This is a genomic window from Sphingobacterium sp. GW821-FHT03E03 (assembly GCF_059420745.1).
Genome location: NZ_JBWKUH010000009.1, coordinates 40,833 through 56,309 on the forward strand (window position 1 = coordinate 40,833; position 15,477 = coordinate 56,309).

The 15,477-nt window shown below is 40.0% G+C and carries 12 protein-coding genes; 10 read left to right on the plus strand and 2 right to left on the minus strand.

Annotation, left to right across the window (positions count from 1 at the left end; all coding sequences use genetic code 11):
• The first annotated feature begins 105 nt into the window (after positions 1-105).
• Positions 106-288 (plus strand): hypothetical protein, encoded by a 183-nt coding sequence (locus AC07UV_RS12275; RefSeq protein WP_282252664.1) that lies wholly within the window; start codon positions 106-108, stop codon positions 286-288.
• A gap of 356 nt (positions 289-644) precedes the next feature.
• Here AC07UV_RS12275 and AC07UV_RS12280 read toward each other — a convergent pair whose 3' ends face one another.
• The gene (locus tag AC07UV_RS12280; RefSeq protein ID WP_495183963.1) at positions 645-1,385 is read right to left on the minus strand and encodes a hypothetical protein; all 741 of its coding nucleotides are present in this window, start codon (positions 1,383-1,385) and stop codon (positions 645-647) included.
• Positions 1,386-1,648: 263 nt separating this feature from the next.
• On the opposite strand from AC07UV_RS12280, the gene AC07UV_RS12285 reads away from it, so the two are divergent.
• The 3 genes from AC07UV_RS12285 (at position 1,649) to AC07UV_RS12295 (ending at position 4,154) form a co-directional block, all read left to right on the plus strand.
• Positions 1,649-2,524 (plus strand): helix-turn-helix domain-containing protein, encoded by an 876-nt coding sequence (locus AC07UV_RS12285; RefSeq protein WP_495183964.1) that lies wholly within the window; start codon positions 1,649-1,651, stop codon positions 2,522-2,524.
• Between the two features lie 71 nt (positions 2,525-2,595).
• Positions 2,596-3,210: a DUF417 family protein gene (locus AC07UV_RS12290; RefSeq protein ID WP_495183965.1), complete on the plus strand. Its 615-nt coding sequence runs from the start codon at positions 2,596-2,598 to the stop codon at positions 3,208-3,210.
• Positions 3,211-3,650: 440 nt separating this feature from the next.
• Entirely contained in the window at positions 3,651-4,154 is a 504-nt protein-coding gene (locus AC07UV_RS12295) for a helix-turn-helix domain-containing protein (protein ID WP_495183966.1), read from the plus strand.
• On the opposite strand, the gene AC07UV_RS12300 is transcribed toward AC07UV_RS12295, so the two are convergent.
• Entirely contained in the window at positions 4,126-5,172 is a 1,047-nt protein-coding gene (locus tag AC07UV_RS12300) for a fatty acid desaturase (protein ID WP_495183967.1), read from the minus strand. The genes AC07UV_RS12295 and AC07UV_RS12300 overlap by 29 nt on opposite strands.
• A gap of 177 nt (positions 5,173-5,349) precedes the next feature.
• On the opposite strand from AC07UV_RS12300, the gene AC07UV_RS12305 reads away from it, so the two are divergent.
• From AC07UV_RS12305 to AC07UV_RS12330, 6 genes are all read left to right on the plus strand, one after another.
• Positions 5,350-5,844: a hypothetical protein gene (locus AC07UV_RS12305; protein ID WP_495183968.1), complete on the plus strand. Its 495-nt coding sequence runs from the start codon at positions 5,350-5,352 to the stop codon at positions 5,842-5,844.
• Positions 5,845-6,174: 330 nt separating this feature from the next.
• Entirely contained in the window at positions 6,175-6,711 is a 537-nt protein-coding gene (locus AC07UV_RS12310; RefSeq protein ID WP_495183969.1) for an RNA polymerase sigma-70 factor, read from the plus strand.
• 63 nt (positions 6,712-6,774) lie between these two features.
• Positions 6,775-7,944 carry a FecR family protein gene (locus tag AC07UV_RS12315; protein WP_495183970.1) on the plus strand — a complete coding sequence of 390 codons (1,170 nt, stop codon included), beginning with the start codon at positions 6,775-6,777 and terminating at the stop codon, positions 7,942-7,944.
• Positions 7,945-8,148: 204 nt separating this feature from the next.
• Entirely contained in the window at positions 8,149-11,562 is a 3,414-nt protein-coding gene (locus AC07UV_RS12320) for a TonB-dependent receptor (RefSeq protein ID WP_495183971.1), read from the plus strand.
• 2 nt (positions 11,563-11,564) lie between these two features.
• Positions 11,565-13,262, plus strand: coding sequence for a RagB/SusD family nutrient uptake outer membrane protein (locus AC07UV_RS12325; protein WP_495183972.1), 1,698 nt, complete (start codon positions 11,565-11,567; stop codon positions 13,260-13,262).
• Between the two features lie 42 nt (positions 13,263-13,304).
• Positions 13,305-15,197 carry an alpha-L-fucosidase gene (locus AC07UV_RS12330; protein ID WP_495183973.1) on the plus strand — a complete coding sequence of 631 codons (1,893 nt, stop codon included), beginning with the start codon at positions 13,305-13,307 and terminating at the stop codon, positions 15,195-15,197.
• Positions 15,198-15,477: the final 280 nt, after the last annotated feature.

The window sequence follows — 15,477 nt, forward strand, 5'->3', positions numbered from 1 at the left end:
GCGTTTTTGAAGGTTATCGGAAGTCTTCTTTCAACTCGAAAATCGAACATTTTAAACGATTTGCAGTTCAAACTTGTTCTATTGGTAGAGACAACAATTAAAAAGATGGAAAATCAATTCAACACCCCAGAGCATAGCAATGAGAAGCAGGAGGAAAAATTACCCCCTATAGCCGTTGAAGAAAAAGATGATGCACCTGCCGGTCGCAATATCAAACGAACGATTATTATTGCCGTTTGTGTGCTGATCGTATTTTATTTGATCTATTATTTTATGAGTGCACATTAATTGGCAGGAAGTACATAAATTATCAAATTGACAGTTATCCAACCGGAATAATTCAGTTTTATCATTCTACGGACTGATAAAACTGAAACAATTATTATATTTAGTTATCGGCCATAGTTATTACACCGATAATTTTAAAAAAATACAAACACAAATATATTTATTAAACTAAATACAATTTTTTTGCACAAATACACTATCATTATTACTTATGAATGATCCCAACAGAAATCGGTCGTGTCTAAGGATATGTCCCAGACATCGAAATTACCACCAATCAAATGTTGAAAATAAAAAGAGGATAGCTTTTTTATAACTTATGAATTTGAGATCTATTGCTATTCAATAAATTGATTCTAACTTGGTTCCATTTCGTTCCCTACCCAAAAGATCTGATCTCGCAAAAATGGCAAATTCCAGTCCTCGATATAGATATTATTTTCAAATTCTGCGGACCAGCCATCTGTAACAACGTCTTCCTCCCCTTTTTCTTTCCGGCTAACGATATATTTTCCGGTAATGAAATTGATAGATTTTGTAATGAAGACTGCGTCTTTCCGATAACTCAGATCATAGCCTATGATTTGAATCCTACGGTTTTCAATATTAAATCTATATTTTATTCTTTCAATCAAATCTTTCCTTTCTCCAGATATATTCGGCACTGATTTCTGATCTGGATATTCAACTCTTATTTCAAGGATCTTATTGTTTATAAATTTAAAAAAGGTCCAATAATCGACACCCTCTCTATTATATAAAATACTATTATTCAGAATATTTATATTGACTTCTCTTTTTATCGCGGATAGATTAGCTGAAAGAACAGATTGGACGATTTCATGTTCATTTTTTACGATTTTGAAATAATCAGGAATAGTATCATTATCAAATTTCGATGATAAGCATCCTGCGATTTCCTCATCCTTTATTCTTTCTTCGTCCATTTCTATTTTTTTATAACCGCTATCCTTTTGAACTTGTCTGTTTCCGGCTTTCAACTTTTTTTGTGCTCCGTTCACGATTATTTTTTGCACGCTGTTTTCACAGGACTGCACGATAAAAACTAGGAACAGCAATAGACGTATGTTTTTCATTCGTTATTTTATTGGATAGTTTATTAAATCGTAGATCAACTCATCAATATTTCTTATTTTTTGCATTCAAAGCATAAATCCATCTTAAATCTAGTTTTTTTTCTAACATGTATAATGCTTCATTTTATATTCGACAATCCCTATTTATAATTCGTTTTAAAGGAATATTCATTCGATATGTTGAATACCTTTTACAGCTCAGCTATTTATAAACAAACGGAGGCATCGAATTTATGAATATTACATAATGACGACTATACAACATGAAGCCCCTAAAAAAAATTTTGTATTTTACTGCAATGACGTCTTCACTTATTCACGTTGGAATCCCGGAGATCCTGTCAACACAGTTGGAATTGACAGAACCATTCTACTTCATTATTTTGATGGAACAAGAACTTCATTTTTCGATAGATCTGGTGCCTTATCAATCTACTGCAAAAAGTATTTTATTTCTATCTCCTTTTCAACTGTTTTCAGTTCAAGAAAAATTACCTGAACATACGAAGGTTTTAAAATTTCATGGCGATTTCTATTGCATCGAGTATCATAAGGATGAGGTAGCTTGTAATGGTTTATTATTCAACAATATTTACCAGCAACCACATGTCGCATTGACGCAAGAGGCATTTCAGGAGATTGCTGCGATTATAGACAAAATAGATCATTTAAAATATTCGTCCGCTTCCTTTGATCAAGCTATTACAAAGACATACCTGCAGCTTATCCTCGCCATTGCAAGCAAACAGAAGATATTGACCAACAAACTATCCTTACCAACCACATCACGTAAGAATCCTATCGATGGTTTTGAACAGCTTTTGGAAAATGAGTACAAAAAACATAAAAGTGTCTCTTTTTACGCTGAATACTATAATCTGAGTTCTGCCGCTTTCACGAAAAAAGTGAAACAGAAATGGGGTAAATCCCCCTCCACACTTATTCAGGAACGTATTGTGCTTGAAAGCAAAAGGCTTCTCCACTTGACCACAAAGAGCATCAAAGAAATTGCGGCCGAACTACAGTACCTTGATGAGTTTTATTTCAGTAGATTTTTCAAAAAGATGACTGGTGTATCTCCTAAGGTCTTTCGCGAACAGGTCGGAGTATCTATTGTTGCCAAAAAGTCTATGTTATAACCTTATTTGTCCATGTTTTGACTACCTATTCCTGTCTAATTTTGCTTTATCCTTTAATCAGACAAAGTAAGATGGAAAAAATAATAAACATGTTCGCGAGAAGCCAAAACAGCTTTATCAATTTTGCCCGCATCGCGATATTTATCGTCATGGCCTGGATAGGTGGTTTAAAAGTGTATCAATACGAAGCAGATGGTATTGTACCATTTGTCATCAATAGTCCCTTTATGAATTTCTTTTACCACAACACCGGAAAATATGCCGAGGATAAAAATGGAAAACTGGTTCCCGAATATCAGCTATTCAAAAATCCAGAAGGCCTGATGGTGAAGAAAAACATGAGCTGGCATCAGCAAAATGGGACATATACCTTTGCTTATTTGTTGGGTTTTGTGATTGTTGTTATCGGTTCGATGACTTTATTGGGAATCTGGTTTCCAAAAATAGGTTTATGGGGCGCCATTTTTACGATAGGGATGTCCATCGTGACACTAACTTTTCTCATAACCACACCTGAGACCTTTGTACCAAAACTAGATCGTGATTTCCCTTCGTCAAATGTTGGCTTTCCTTACCTATCCGCAGCAGGCCGTTTGGTAATAAAAGATGTTATTATGCTAGCAACAGGGATGCTCATTGCTTCCGATAGCGCAAAGCGCATACTGGCCAATAAATCCACCTTCTAACTTGATTGTTCTGGCGTAAAAGGAACACTTGAATACGAAAAATAAGAAAATTATAAGCATTACTAAAAGAGAAAAAAGTAACTTACCGCAGCCTCGGCGGAACTTGTCGGATTCTGTGGAAAACCGAAGCCGGGCAAGTCGACTTCTATCTTATTTATTTTTCATTGGTATGCTCTAGATCACCACTAGAACTTGAATATAGGGCTATTTTGCAATTTTTTTAAACATATCTCTAAAGAAATCACAACATCAATAAAACATCACTTAAAGAACAAATACTTATATAAACATAAAGATTAAATAATATATAAGATAAATTAAAACATGACATACTCTTTTAATGCTATATTATAACGAATATAAACAAAAAAAATATAAAAGCAAATTTTTAAACAAAATAATAATGTATTTTTTGCGCAAATTGTTGTTCAATTCGTTTCATGACGGATAATAACAAACACAGACTGGAATGGATTGGTTTACGCTTTCGCACAAGGCGTAATGAACTCTATTATTCTTTGAGAGATGTATCAAACCTGACAGGAATTTCCACTGGGACGTTAAATGGCATAGAAAAGGGCCGAGATCTCACCATGACCAACTTCCTCCTACTTTGTCATAGTCTTGAGATCCAACCCAAAGTTTTCTTTCAGGACGATATTACATTCAATCCGCCTTATTCACTCTCTCCTGACGTGCAAGAAAGAATCTCGATCAATAAAAAACTAGATCAGCTGGTTTACCACTCTGATTTCTTTCATCATCCCAAACGCGTAGCGGAGGTTCTAAATGAATTGGAGGTTGACAAAAGTCAAAGCAACAAGTTCTCCGTATATCTTTCCGCTTATTGCGAAGAAGGTGCACTTACATATGAACAACAAGGCAACTATAAAGAATACCGAAAGAAAGGTGACGTTACTTGGAAAATTCCCGAAAACGGTTAGCCCTTTTAAAAGTGCCCAGATCATTAAATCGAACACCGTACTTTTTCAGCACTTCCTGTGCTTTCTTGCGACCGATATGACGCACATAGAAGGTTTCATTGACGACAAAGTGATGAATACTATGTGTCCAGCCAAAAAAGAAACAGAATAATTGCATCGGATATGTCCACCAGATGTTCAGAACCTGCGTCTGCTCGATCACATTCCCCTCTTCCACATCACCGAAATAATGCATATTGGAAGTGATAAAATGCAAGCAGAACTGCCGCAGTAAATTAGGCAACAGGATCGTATAAATAATCACATTTAGACTTATCAACATGTTATCCACATAGTGTGGAAAACTCAAATCCACGACAGAATATCCATTCAACCAATCCAATAACGCATCCACAAAGAAGAAATATAAGATGGCATGTGCAAAAATCGTCACAGGTACAATACTCAAAAACATGATCTGTTTCAATTTTGACGATGTCTCCACTTTCAGGTTTCCATTCTTGACTTCCCGATCCATATCACTAAACATACGATGTAAACGCAGTAGTCCACCCAAAACTACATCAGGCGTTGTCAACAGACGTTTAATTGTCCAACGTTCGCCATTGGTCACACTACGCTCCTCCACATCATGTAATGTCCCTGAAAATTTATGATGATGGTGGTGTAAGGTACGTCGGATCCAAGGGTTGACTGTCAGCGGACGTAAGATCCAAACGGTGAAAAGCATAAGATGATGCACAGTCTTCTGCTTTTTAAAATAAAGCCAATGAATAAGATCATGCTCGATTTCATGAAGAACCCCCATAAAAAAAGCATTCGCAACAATCATCAACCAGGTAGGAACAAGTGTTTTGTACCAACCTATCGATACAGCAAGGATAGCAATAATAGCAATTAAAAATATAGCCAATCCGATACTATTCTGAAGTTTTAATAGAGGATAAGCCCTTTTAAGCTGTTGATAGGAAAGATTTATCTCCTTTCTGATCTGACTCGACTTTTGCTGATGTGTCAATGTAATGTGATTTTGTATGCAAAAGTACTGATTTTTTTATTAGATGTACCTGCTACCCTTCCTGTTACAATAGGAAGGGGCACAAAAAATATTTATTCTATTTTTTTTCAAAAATCTGTAACATACTTCCCTGACCTCATACTAATTTGAAAAATAAACATATTAAACTAGACCATTATGGAAAAGAGATCTATTTACAACTGGAAAAACAACTTATTGGGAAACAAATCAAAGTTGTACAACAACGATACCCTGATCGGCTCATTGGAATCCAATGACTGGACACTGGATGCCAATGTTTCTATCCGTTCGGATCAATACAGTTTTAAAAACAAAGGCCTTTTCAATCCATACACCGAAATACGCAATAAACACGGTGAGCTGATCGGTGATATCGAATACAACAACTGGACAGGAGGGGCAACCATTAGTCTAATTGACAAAAAATACAAGTGGAGCACACGGAATATGTGGATGTCAGCCTGGAAAATTGAGGATGAACAAGGACAAATTGTTGAAGTAAGTCCCTCTGTTATGGGCAATGGAGGAACAATAGAAAGCATTGAAAACAGTGAGCTATTACTATCAATCAGTCTATATCTCCAAAAAAGAGTCGCGGTGATGTATTCGATGGTCGCACTTATTCCCATCTTCGCGCTACTCCTATTTTAACTGAAATCTCAACGATATTCATTACGATTTCATATCGTATAAAACAGGCGAAATGCCTGTTTTTTTTTGCCTACTGCAATTGATTCTGAATCATACCGGACGAATGCAAAAAGAGATCTATCGTGCCCAGCAATGAACAACAAGAAATCATATTCTTAGTTCTCCCGGACATTTGTGGTTTTCGGTCGTCTTTATTATATTGATGTCGTTATGTTATAAGATATCTAGTTTTTCGAATAGAGATAGTTTTTCGAATAGAGAGCCAAAATAAAATACGACATTTGTACTGAAAGGAAACCAATTTGAAAACCTATGATATAATCCAAAGCAATGAAGTCATCCTTTGAACAACTTTTTACAGACTATTTTGTCCGTCTTTGTGTGTTTGTTTATCCGATGGTCAGTTCTGAAGAACTGGCAAAAGATATTGTGCATGATGCTTTTGTCGTGTTATTGGATCTCCCTGAGCTGCTCAGCAAGGATGCAGCTGTACAGAAAAGCTTCTTATACAGCACGGTCAAAAATATGGCTATGAACCACTTGCGCAGGGCCAAAGTCATTAATAAATACACGATGTTGTCAAATCATGACGAGCTAGATGACACAGACCTCCTTACTTCAATTATAAAAGCCGAAGTGATCAGTGAATTGCATAGGGAATTGGAACGGCTACCGAACGGCTGCCAGCATGTCTGTCGTTTGATTTATCTGGAAGGTATGAAGTACGAAGAGGTCGCTAAGGAGCTAAACATCTCTGTCAACACCGTAAAATCACAACGGAAGCTCGCACTAAAAATGCTGCGTGAGAAGTTCACTTCTTTATCGATCATAAGCTTATTAAGCTTACTTCCAACTCTTTATAAATAAAAAATAAATTTCACTTTTTTTCACCCACCCTTTTTTCTCAGTTAAGTTACTTAGTATTAAATTATGATAGAATCCGATAAAATTGTATTGGCAGAGCTAATAGCGCTCAAGGCTAAAGGTATCGTCCTTTCTCAAAAGCAGGAAGAGGAGATCGCACAGCTATTGGAAAAATATCCGGTATCCAAGACGCTTATCGAAGAAATTCTTAACAATGGAACAATAGAGACTCCATTTGATATCCGTAAGATAAAAATGGAGGATGAGCTGGCACGTTTCCAGGCATCATTTCCACCACAGCGTTTACCCTGGTACCGATCTAAAAAGGTATATCTATGGACAGGGACTTTCGTCGCCGCATCATTACTGCTCGTCATAGGAATAAAATGGACTCAAACCTCAGGCACAGCAGATTATATCGTTAAAGACGACAGTTATGGACAAAAGAATGATGTATTGGCAGGCAATACATTTGCAAAATTGGCTATTGAGGGTCAGGATACCCTCTTTTTATCCGTAGATCCTGAACAACAATTGCAAACTGACTTATCCATCGCTAACAATTTCTTGATCTACAAAAAAACAAATCAAGCGGGTTCAACCCGAACAAAACATAGCTTGATCGTCCCTAACCGGGCCACCTATCAAGTTGAATTGAGTGATGGCACGAAAGTTTGGCTAAAACCAGACTCCCGCCTTGATTATGATGCAAATTTTAGTACGGGAGAAAGAAGAGTCAAACTGCAGGGAGAGGCCTTCTTTGTCATTGCCAAAGATCTCAATAGGCCATTCTTTGTCGAAAGCAATGGAATGGAAGTGAAAGCACTTGGCACACAGTTTAATATCCGATCTTACGATGCTAATCCGCTCGTCCAATTAACTGAAGGAAAAATAAAGGTAAAGGGCAAAGGAAAAGATATGACTATTGATGCAGGTCACCAGATTTTACTACAAGCAAAGGGACTCGCTGCATTACCACTTCCGAATCCTGAAGAAGCAACCTCATGGAAGGACGGATTCTTCTCTTTTAAAAATAAAGATATGAGACAGATCATGGATGAAATCAGCCGCTGGTATGGTGTTCAATTGCAAATAGACTGTATCCTGGATGACAAACAATACGAAGGTGGGATCAATAAAAATGCATCTTTAGCACAGATCTGCAGTACCCTAAAAGACCTGACAGGTTATAACTTTAAAATTGACAGCAATATATTAATAATCAATAAAACCTGAAAATGGAGGAAATAAAATGAAATAAAAAATACACAACCAATTATAGTATATGAAAGCAGAGGTACTGCAAATACCTCCGCTTTTAAGATTGAATTAACACTTTGTCAACCATTAATTCTTTACCAAATTATGAATAAAAATTTTTATTCAAAAAACTTTCTGTGCCCAGCGGATGGGAATAGATTTTTAAAAAACCTGATTAAGATGAAATTAACTGGATTTCTCATTGCGGCTTCTACTTTAGGCGCATCCGCATCCTCTATCGCTCAGGTAACCGTCAACGCACGGAATGAACAGCTAGAAAATGTACTCAAAAACATCACCAAACAGACTGGGGTACGTTTTGTCTATGCAGAAGGTCTTTTAAAAAACCAAAAAGCAAACTTACAGGTCGCAAATGCGACCTTAAATACCTCACTGGACAAATTGTTTGGCAATAGCAGCTATTCATACGTTATTCACGGAGAGACAGTCGTCATTAAAGGAAATGTTTCTGATGCTATGCAGAACTTAACCTTCAAAGGCAAAGTTGTTGACGAAAAAGGAGTGCCTATAGTCAATGTAACTGTACAGGAAGTCGGGGCATCCAGTGTCACGCAAACGGATGAAAATGGGGATTTCATGTTGAAAGTATCCAGTAATACCGCCAAAATTCGTTTTAACAGCCTGGGTTATACCAGCCAGATTGTTTCCTATTCAAGTTCCGCTGCGACCATTTCATTGGCCGCTAGCCAAAGTATCATGGACGAGGTCGTTGTCGTTGGTTACGGTTCTCAAAAGAAAATTAACCTGACCGGTGCTGTGAGCACAGTCGGATCAGATGTCTTTGAGAATAGAATGATTACCAGTGTGGGTGCGGGCTTACAGGGTGCTATTCCCAACCTCAATATTGGCCTGGGCGATGGCAGGCCTGGCTCTGGTGCCTCTTTTAATATTCGTGGGTACACATCGTTAAATGGTGGTGGCCCACTGGTATTGATCGATGGAGTACAGATGGATCCCAATCAGTTAAACCCCCAAGATGTCGAAAGTGTAACCGTATTAAAAGATGCTGCTGCTGCAGCAATCTACGGTGGACGCGCGGCCTATGGTGTTGTACTGATTACAACCAAGTCGGGCAAGTTCGATAGCAAAACAGCTTTTACGTATTCGTTTAACCAGGCATTCTCCAGACCGACGATCATTCCCAATACGGTCAATTCGCTGGAATATGTTGAGGCCTATAACTATGCCGATCGCAGTGGCAATCTTTCTGGTAGTGCCCGGGGGTCGGACGTCTGGACAGATCGGGACATCGAAGGAATTAAGCGGTATATGGAAAACCCGATTCCTGAAAATGCCGTGTATATTGATCCGACCAATCCATCACGTTATCGTTATACAGGCAATACCAACTGGTGGAAAGAAATGTTCCCAGGATGGGCACCGCTCAATCAACACGATTTAAATTTCACTGGTGGTAGTGAGAAGATCCGTTACAATACATCACTAGGTTATCTGGGACAAAAAGGATTATTTAAAGCGGCAAATCAGAAATTTGAACGCTACAATGCCAATTTGGGTCTGGAAGCCAAAGTGACCTCTTGGTTGGATTTAAACACAAAACTTCGATTTAATCGCAAAGAGGACGATAAACCAGCTCCATCCGCAGCAATCAGCGGTATCTACGGCGACCGCATTTCTGCAGATCTAAGACCGATTATGCCAATCCGGCATCCCGATGGTCACTATGCCGGACAAGGAAACTTTACCAATCCTTTTGCAATGAATGAGTTCAATGGGCGTAATACCTATAGCGCTGACGATATCTGGCTAACAGGTGGTTTTAAGATCGCCCCGATCAAAAATTTTAAAGTAGTCGGTGACTTGACCTGGAACGCTTATCATTATAACAATAAGATCAATATTAAGTCATTTTCTGAGTATGGTGCGGTTCCGGAGGGAAAGGATATGACCAACCCCGATAATGCTATTTTGTTAGGTCCTTACCCACACAACAAAACTCCTTTTGTCTATGAAGGAAATTCGAAGGATATTTATTCGGCCATCAATATATATGCTGAATATGAAAACACTTTTGCCAAAAAACACTATTTAAAAGCAATGGTAGGTTATAACCAGGAGTCTAAATCATATAGTTCTTTTTCAGCACAGGCGAAGAACCTAATCAATCAGGATTTCCCCTACTTGGGTTTAAATAATGACGACAAGCCCATCGTCAATTCGACACCGGTGGATTGGGCACTGATCGGACAGTTTTTCCGGCTCAATTATATTTTCGATGACCGTTACCTGATCGAGGTTAATGGTCGCTATGACGGCTCTTCCCGTTTCGCTGCAAAAGACCGTTATGTTTTTAGTCCCTCGGCCAGTGTCGCCTGGCGCTTATCAAACGAAAGTTTTATGAGCTTTGCAAAACCGGTGGTCAACGAACTAAAAATTAGGGCTTCATACGGAAAGCTGCCCAATCAGGCTTTTAACCCCGACAATCTCTCCATTGGAAACTTATATCCTTATTTAGCAACCATGCCCAAAGGGCTTACCTCCTACATCTTCGGCTCAGCAACGCAGGCTTATGTAACTGCCCCGGGCTTAGTCAGTTCCTTATTTACCTGGGAAAAAGTGACTTCTAAAAATTTAGGACTGGATTTTGTTCTTTTCAACAATCAACTAAGCGGTTCCTTCGATCTTTATCGAAGGGATACCAGAGATATGTTTGTCGCCGGACAGCCTCTACCGGCTATTCTGGGTGTGGCCGCTCCGAAACGCAATGCTGCCGATCTAAAAACAACGGGCTGGGAATTTGAAATTAAATACAGTAATTATAAAAACGACTTCAAATATTTTGCGAGTTTTAATTTAGCTGATAACCAAGCCGAAATTACCAAATATAACCTGAACCCAACAGGGCAGCTTGCTGACCGTTACGTCGGCCAGAAGATCGATGAAATCTGGGGCTATACCTCCAATGGGCTCTATCAAAGTGATGCCGAGGCCAATGATGGTCTGGATAAATCGCGTTTATTTCAAGGGACATGGCTTGCCGGAGATATCAAATTTGAAGATATCAATGGCGACAAAAAGATTAGCAATGGGAGCAACACACTAGCAGACCCTGGTGATCAGCGCATTATCGGCAATAGGACGGCACGTTATTCTTACGGCATCCGTCTGGGTGGGGAGTACAAAAATTTCGATCTTACCTTATTTCTGCAAGGTGTAGGCAAGCGGGATGCGAATTTGTCCGGTTCCTACTTTTATGCCTTCGGCGGCAGCGAATGGGATGTCCCAACAAAAAATCAGCTGGACTACTGGACCCCTGAAAATACGGACGCCTATTTCCCACGGGTACGCTTTGGTAACGGTGGCTTTGGTGTAAACTCGACGCGTTACCTGCAGAATGCGGCTTACCTGCGTCTTAAGAATGTCACCTTAGGGTATACGCTGCCGTCCTCCCTAACCGAAAGAATAAAAGTACAGCAGGTACGCTTTTTCTTCTCCGCAGAAAACATCCTGACATTCACGAAGATGTTCGGAAATTTTGATCCGGAACAATTGGATCGAACTTCATATCCACTTAGCAAAAACATTTCATTTGGTGCACAAATCAGATTTTGATCATGAAAAAAATAACTAACATACTCCATATATCGCTTGTTTTTGGCGCTTCGATCGTTTTATATAGTTGCAAAAATGACAGCTTTCTGGACCGTTTTCCAAAGAGTGAATTCAGTGAACCAACATTCTTTAAAACAGAAAACGACTTGAAGCTTTATGCAAACACCTTTTATAATAATCTACCCCAGGTAAATGACTATAGGTCAGATAATAATTCCGACAATATGCTACCATCTTCATCGAATGAGCTATTGGCGGGCACCTATGCCATACCAGCATCTGGAGGGGGATGGAATGCGGACAGCTGGTTAAATATACGCCGTTGTAACTATTTCCTCAAACGCTACGAAAATGCACAAACCAATAACCAGGCACTCTATGCCGCTGAGGTTCGCTTTTTCCGGGCACTGTTCTATTGGCAAAAGGTAAGCGATTTTGGCGATGTTCCCTTGGTACTCACTGACCTGGAGGACACTTCCGAAGAGCTCTATGGCCCCCGTGTCAACCGCAACCTTGTCATGGATCAGGTCATCTTGGACCTGGAATTCGCCATACAAAATTTGCCCAATAAAGGCAGTGAGGAGACAGGACGCCTCAATAAAGACATTGCCAATGCACTCCTGTCACGGATTGCCTTATGGGAAGGAACTTTTCGAAAATACCATCAGCTTGGCAATGAAATTCCGGTGCTGCAAAAATCACTGGCCGCATCCGAGGCGCTTATCAATGCCGGCAAGTATAAATTGTATACAACAGGTACTCCTGATCAAGACTACTTCAATTTATTTATCCAGCAGGATCTCAAAACCAATCCCGAAACGATTATGCATTGGGCTTATATCATTGGGACAACAACGCAAAATTACACCCGCCAATCAGGGGAAAGTAATACTGGAGCAACAAAAGATCTCCTCGACTCCTATCTCTTCAAGGATGGCAAACCCATTGGGTTAACGTCCTATGCTTATGACGATGCTTCTCCAGCTAATGAGGTAAAAAATAGAGATCCGCGGTATATCCAGTCTATAGCAACACCCGGATTTGTATACAACACCAATCCCGTGCTAACCTATGGTTTACCCAATATCGGAACATCCCAGACCTCAAGCGGTTACTGGCTGATCAAAGGCCGTTCAAGCGATCCGGCACAAATTGTCGCCAACCAATCCGATATTGATTCATTTATCTTTCGTTATGCTGAAGTGCTACTGAATTTTGCTGAAGCAAAATATGAATTGGGGGGTACTGTCACACAAATGGATCTTGACAAAAGCATCAATCTATTGCGTAGCCGTGTTGGTATGCCAAAGCTAACCACTGCGGTGCAGGCTGATCCCAATGCAGTGAATTACGGCTATGCCGTGGCCCCTTTACTCTATGAAATACGAAGAGAGCGGCGCGTAGAACTGATCGGTGAGGGATTTCGTTTCAACGATATTAAACGATGGAAAGCGGGCAAGTTGATTGAGGGTATTAAAACTGTGCGTGGTATGAAACTCAATGCCAGTCTCCGGAGCCAATATACTTACGATGTAAGCAAAATTACCACCGACAACAATGCGTTGATTATTGTCAATACCAACTTTACCAATGGCCGTCTATGGAACGATAAGTATTATTATTTACCATTACCACTGGATCAGATTACTTTGACACAGGGCAAACCCGGTGCATATAAACAGAATCCAGGCTGGCAATAAGGAAAATAATCAATCATTGACATGTTCATAAATTTAAAGACAATGAAGACACGAAATAAAAGAATACTGGGGTATTTCCTCAGCCTGATCATACCATCGGTCTTATCTGCACAGGATGCTCCTAAACCTTATGGGGTGCTTCCCACGGAACGGCAATTGCTATGGCAGGAAATGGAAATGTACTGTTTGATCCATTACACGCCAACAACATTCCAAAATAAAGAATGGGGATTTGGGGATGCCGATCCGGCAATTTTTAATCCGACCAAGTTCGATGCCCAACAGATTGTAAACGCCGCCGCCGAAGGTGGGTTTCAAGGGATTATTTCTGTCGCGAAACACCATGATGGTTTTTGCCTATGGCCGACCTCAACAACACAATATAGTGTCAAAAGCGCTCTCTGGAAAGGTGGCAAAGGAGATATGGTAAAGGAATTTATGCAGGCGACCCACCAAAAGGGGTTAAAGTTTGGCCTCTACCTATCGGCCTGGGACAGACATGACACACGTTACGGTACCCCAGCGTATGCGGATGCTTACCGGGCACAACTGGCCGAGCTAATGAGTAATTACGGCGAAATATTCACTTCTTGGCATGATGGTGCAAATGGCGGCGACGGATACTATGGCGGTAAGAATGAGAAGCGCAAAATTGACAGGGCAACTTACTATGCCTGGCATGAAAAAACATGGCCTATTGTTCGAGAAAAGCAGCCTTTGGCGGTGATATTTTCGGATATTGGGCCTGATATCCGTTGGGTTGGCAATGAAAGTGGATTTGCCGATGAGACAAGCTGGGCTACTTTTTCACCCAAAGGCATAGACGGTCATCCAGCGGTACCGGGACAAGCTGATTACAAAGAGGCACCATCAGGAACAAGAAATGGCGCACATTGGATTCCAGCGGAATGTGATGTACCCTTGCGGCACGGCTGGTTTTACCATAAAGAAGAAGACAGCAAAGTAAAAACACCGGATCAATTGTTTTCGATCTATTTGAAATCAGTAGGTCGGGGTGCAGCATTGGATCTTGGCTTAGCACCTATGCCGGCTGGACAATTACATCCGAATGATGTCAAATCATTACAGGCTTTCGGAAAAAAACTGAAAGAAACCTTCGGTACTAATCTTGCCAAAGGGGCGACAGTCAACGCTTCCAATCTACGCGCCAGCTCGAAAAAATTTGCACCTAACCTCATTCTGGATGAAGATAGATACAGTTATTATGCTTCTGATGACGATGTTCTCAATCCTGAACTGGAGGTCGGTCTCGCAGGATCAAAAGAGTTTGACCTGATCCGGCTGCGTGAAAATATTAAATTAGGCCAGCGGCTGGATAGCGTAGTCATCCAAGCACAGGTTAATGGCAAATGGGAGCATTTGGCTACAGCGACCAGTATCGGCGGCAATCGACTGATTAAACTACCGCATCCGGTAACAGCGACAAAACTAAAAATTCGGCTTTATGCCCCAGTTGCGCCTACATTGAGTGACTTCGGCTTATTCAAGGAATTTGTGGAACCATTTGCTTTTGAAAATACTTCGGCCAATTATACGAAATTAACAAGGAATGATTTTAAAATCAATACCAAACTACCGAAGAGCATCGATGCAGACCCCATGACGACAGAGGTGGTTAACGGACTTAAGAATGCCATTGTGTTTGAATCGAAACAACCCGTTATGGCAATCGGTTATCTTCCCCGTCAGGATGGAAAGTCCGATGGAATGGTGCTCAAGTATGAAGTAGCCACCAGCGATGACGGTAACAAATGGGCTATCCTCCATTCAGGAGAATTTTCCAATATCCAGGCAAACCCAATTGAACAGACCATTCGTCTAAGTACCCCCAGTAATGCAAAGTTTATTCGATTTACACCCAAAGAAACTGTCGGAAAATCTTTTTCTGTAGCAGAATTTAGCTTATACAAATAGTTGCTGCACGAAACAGTATGGAAACAAAACGTTTTCTATTTACCATATCCTAAAAAAACAGGCATTTAGCCTGTTTTTTTAGGCGGTTACGCTCCAATCCGACATCGCAATTAGAACGAGACGGCTTGCCTTCAACTAGGGAATTTCCTATCATTTAATAGGGGCTTAGTACGGACCTTATTCGGACCTAATTCGGACCTAATTCGGATTAAAGCGTTTAATATCCCTATGATCTCCCCGTTTTGTATCAGTTAATTTACAATAAGTATACTACTTGAGG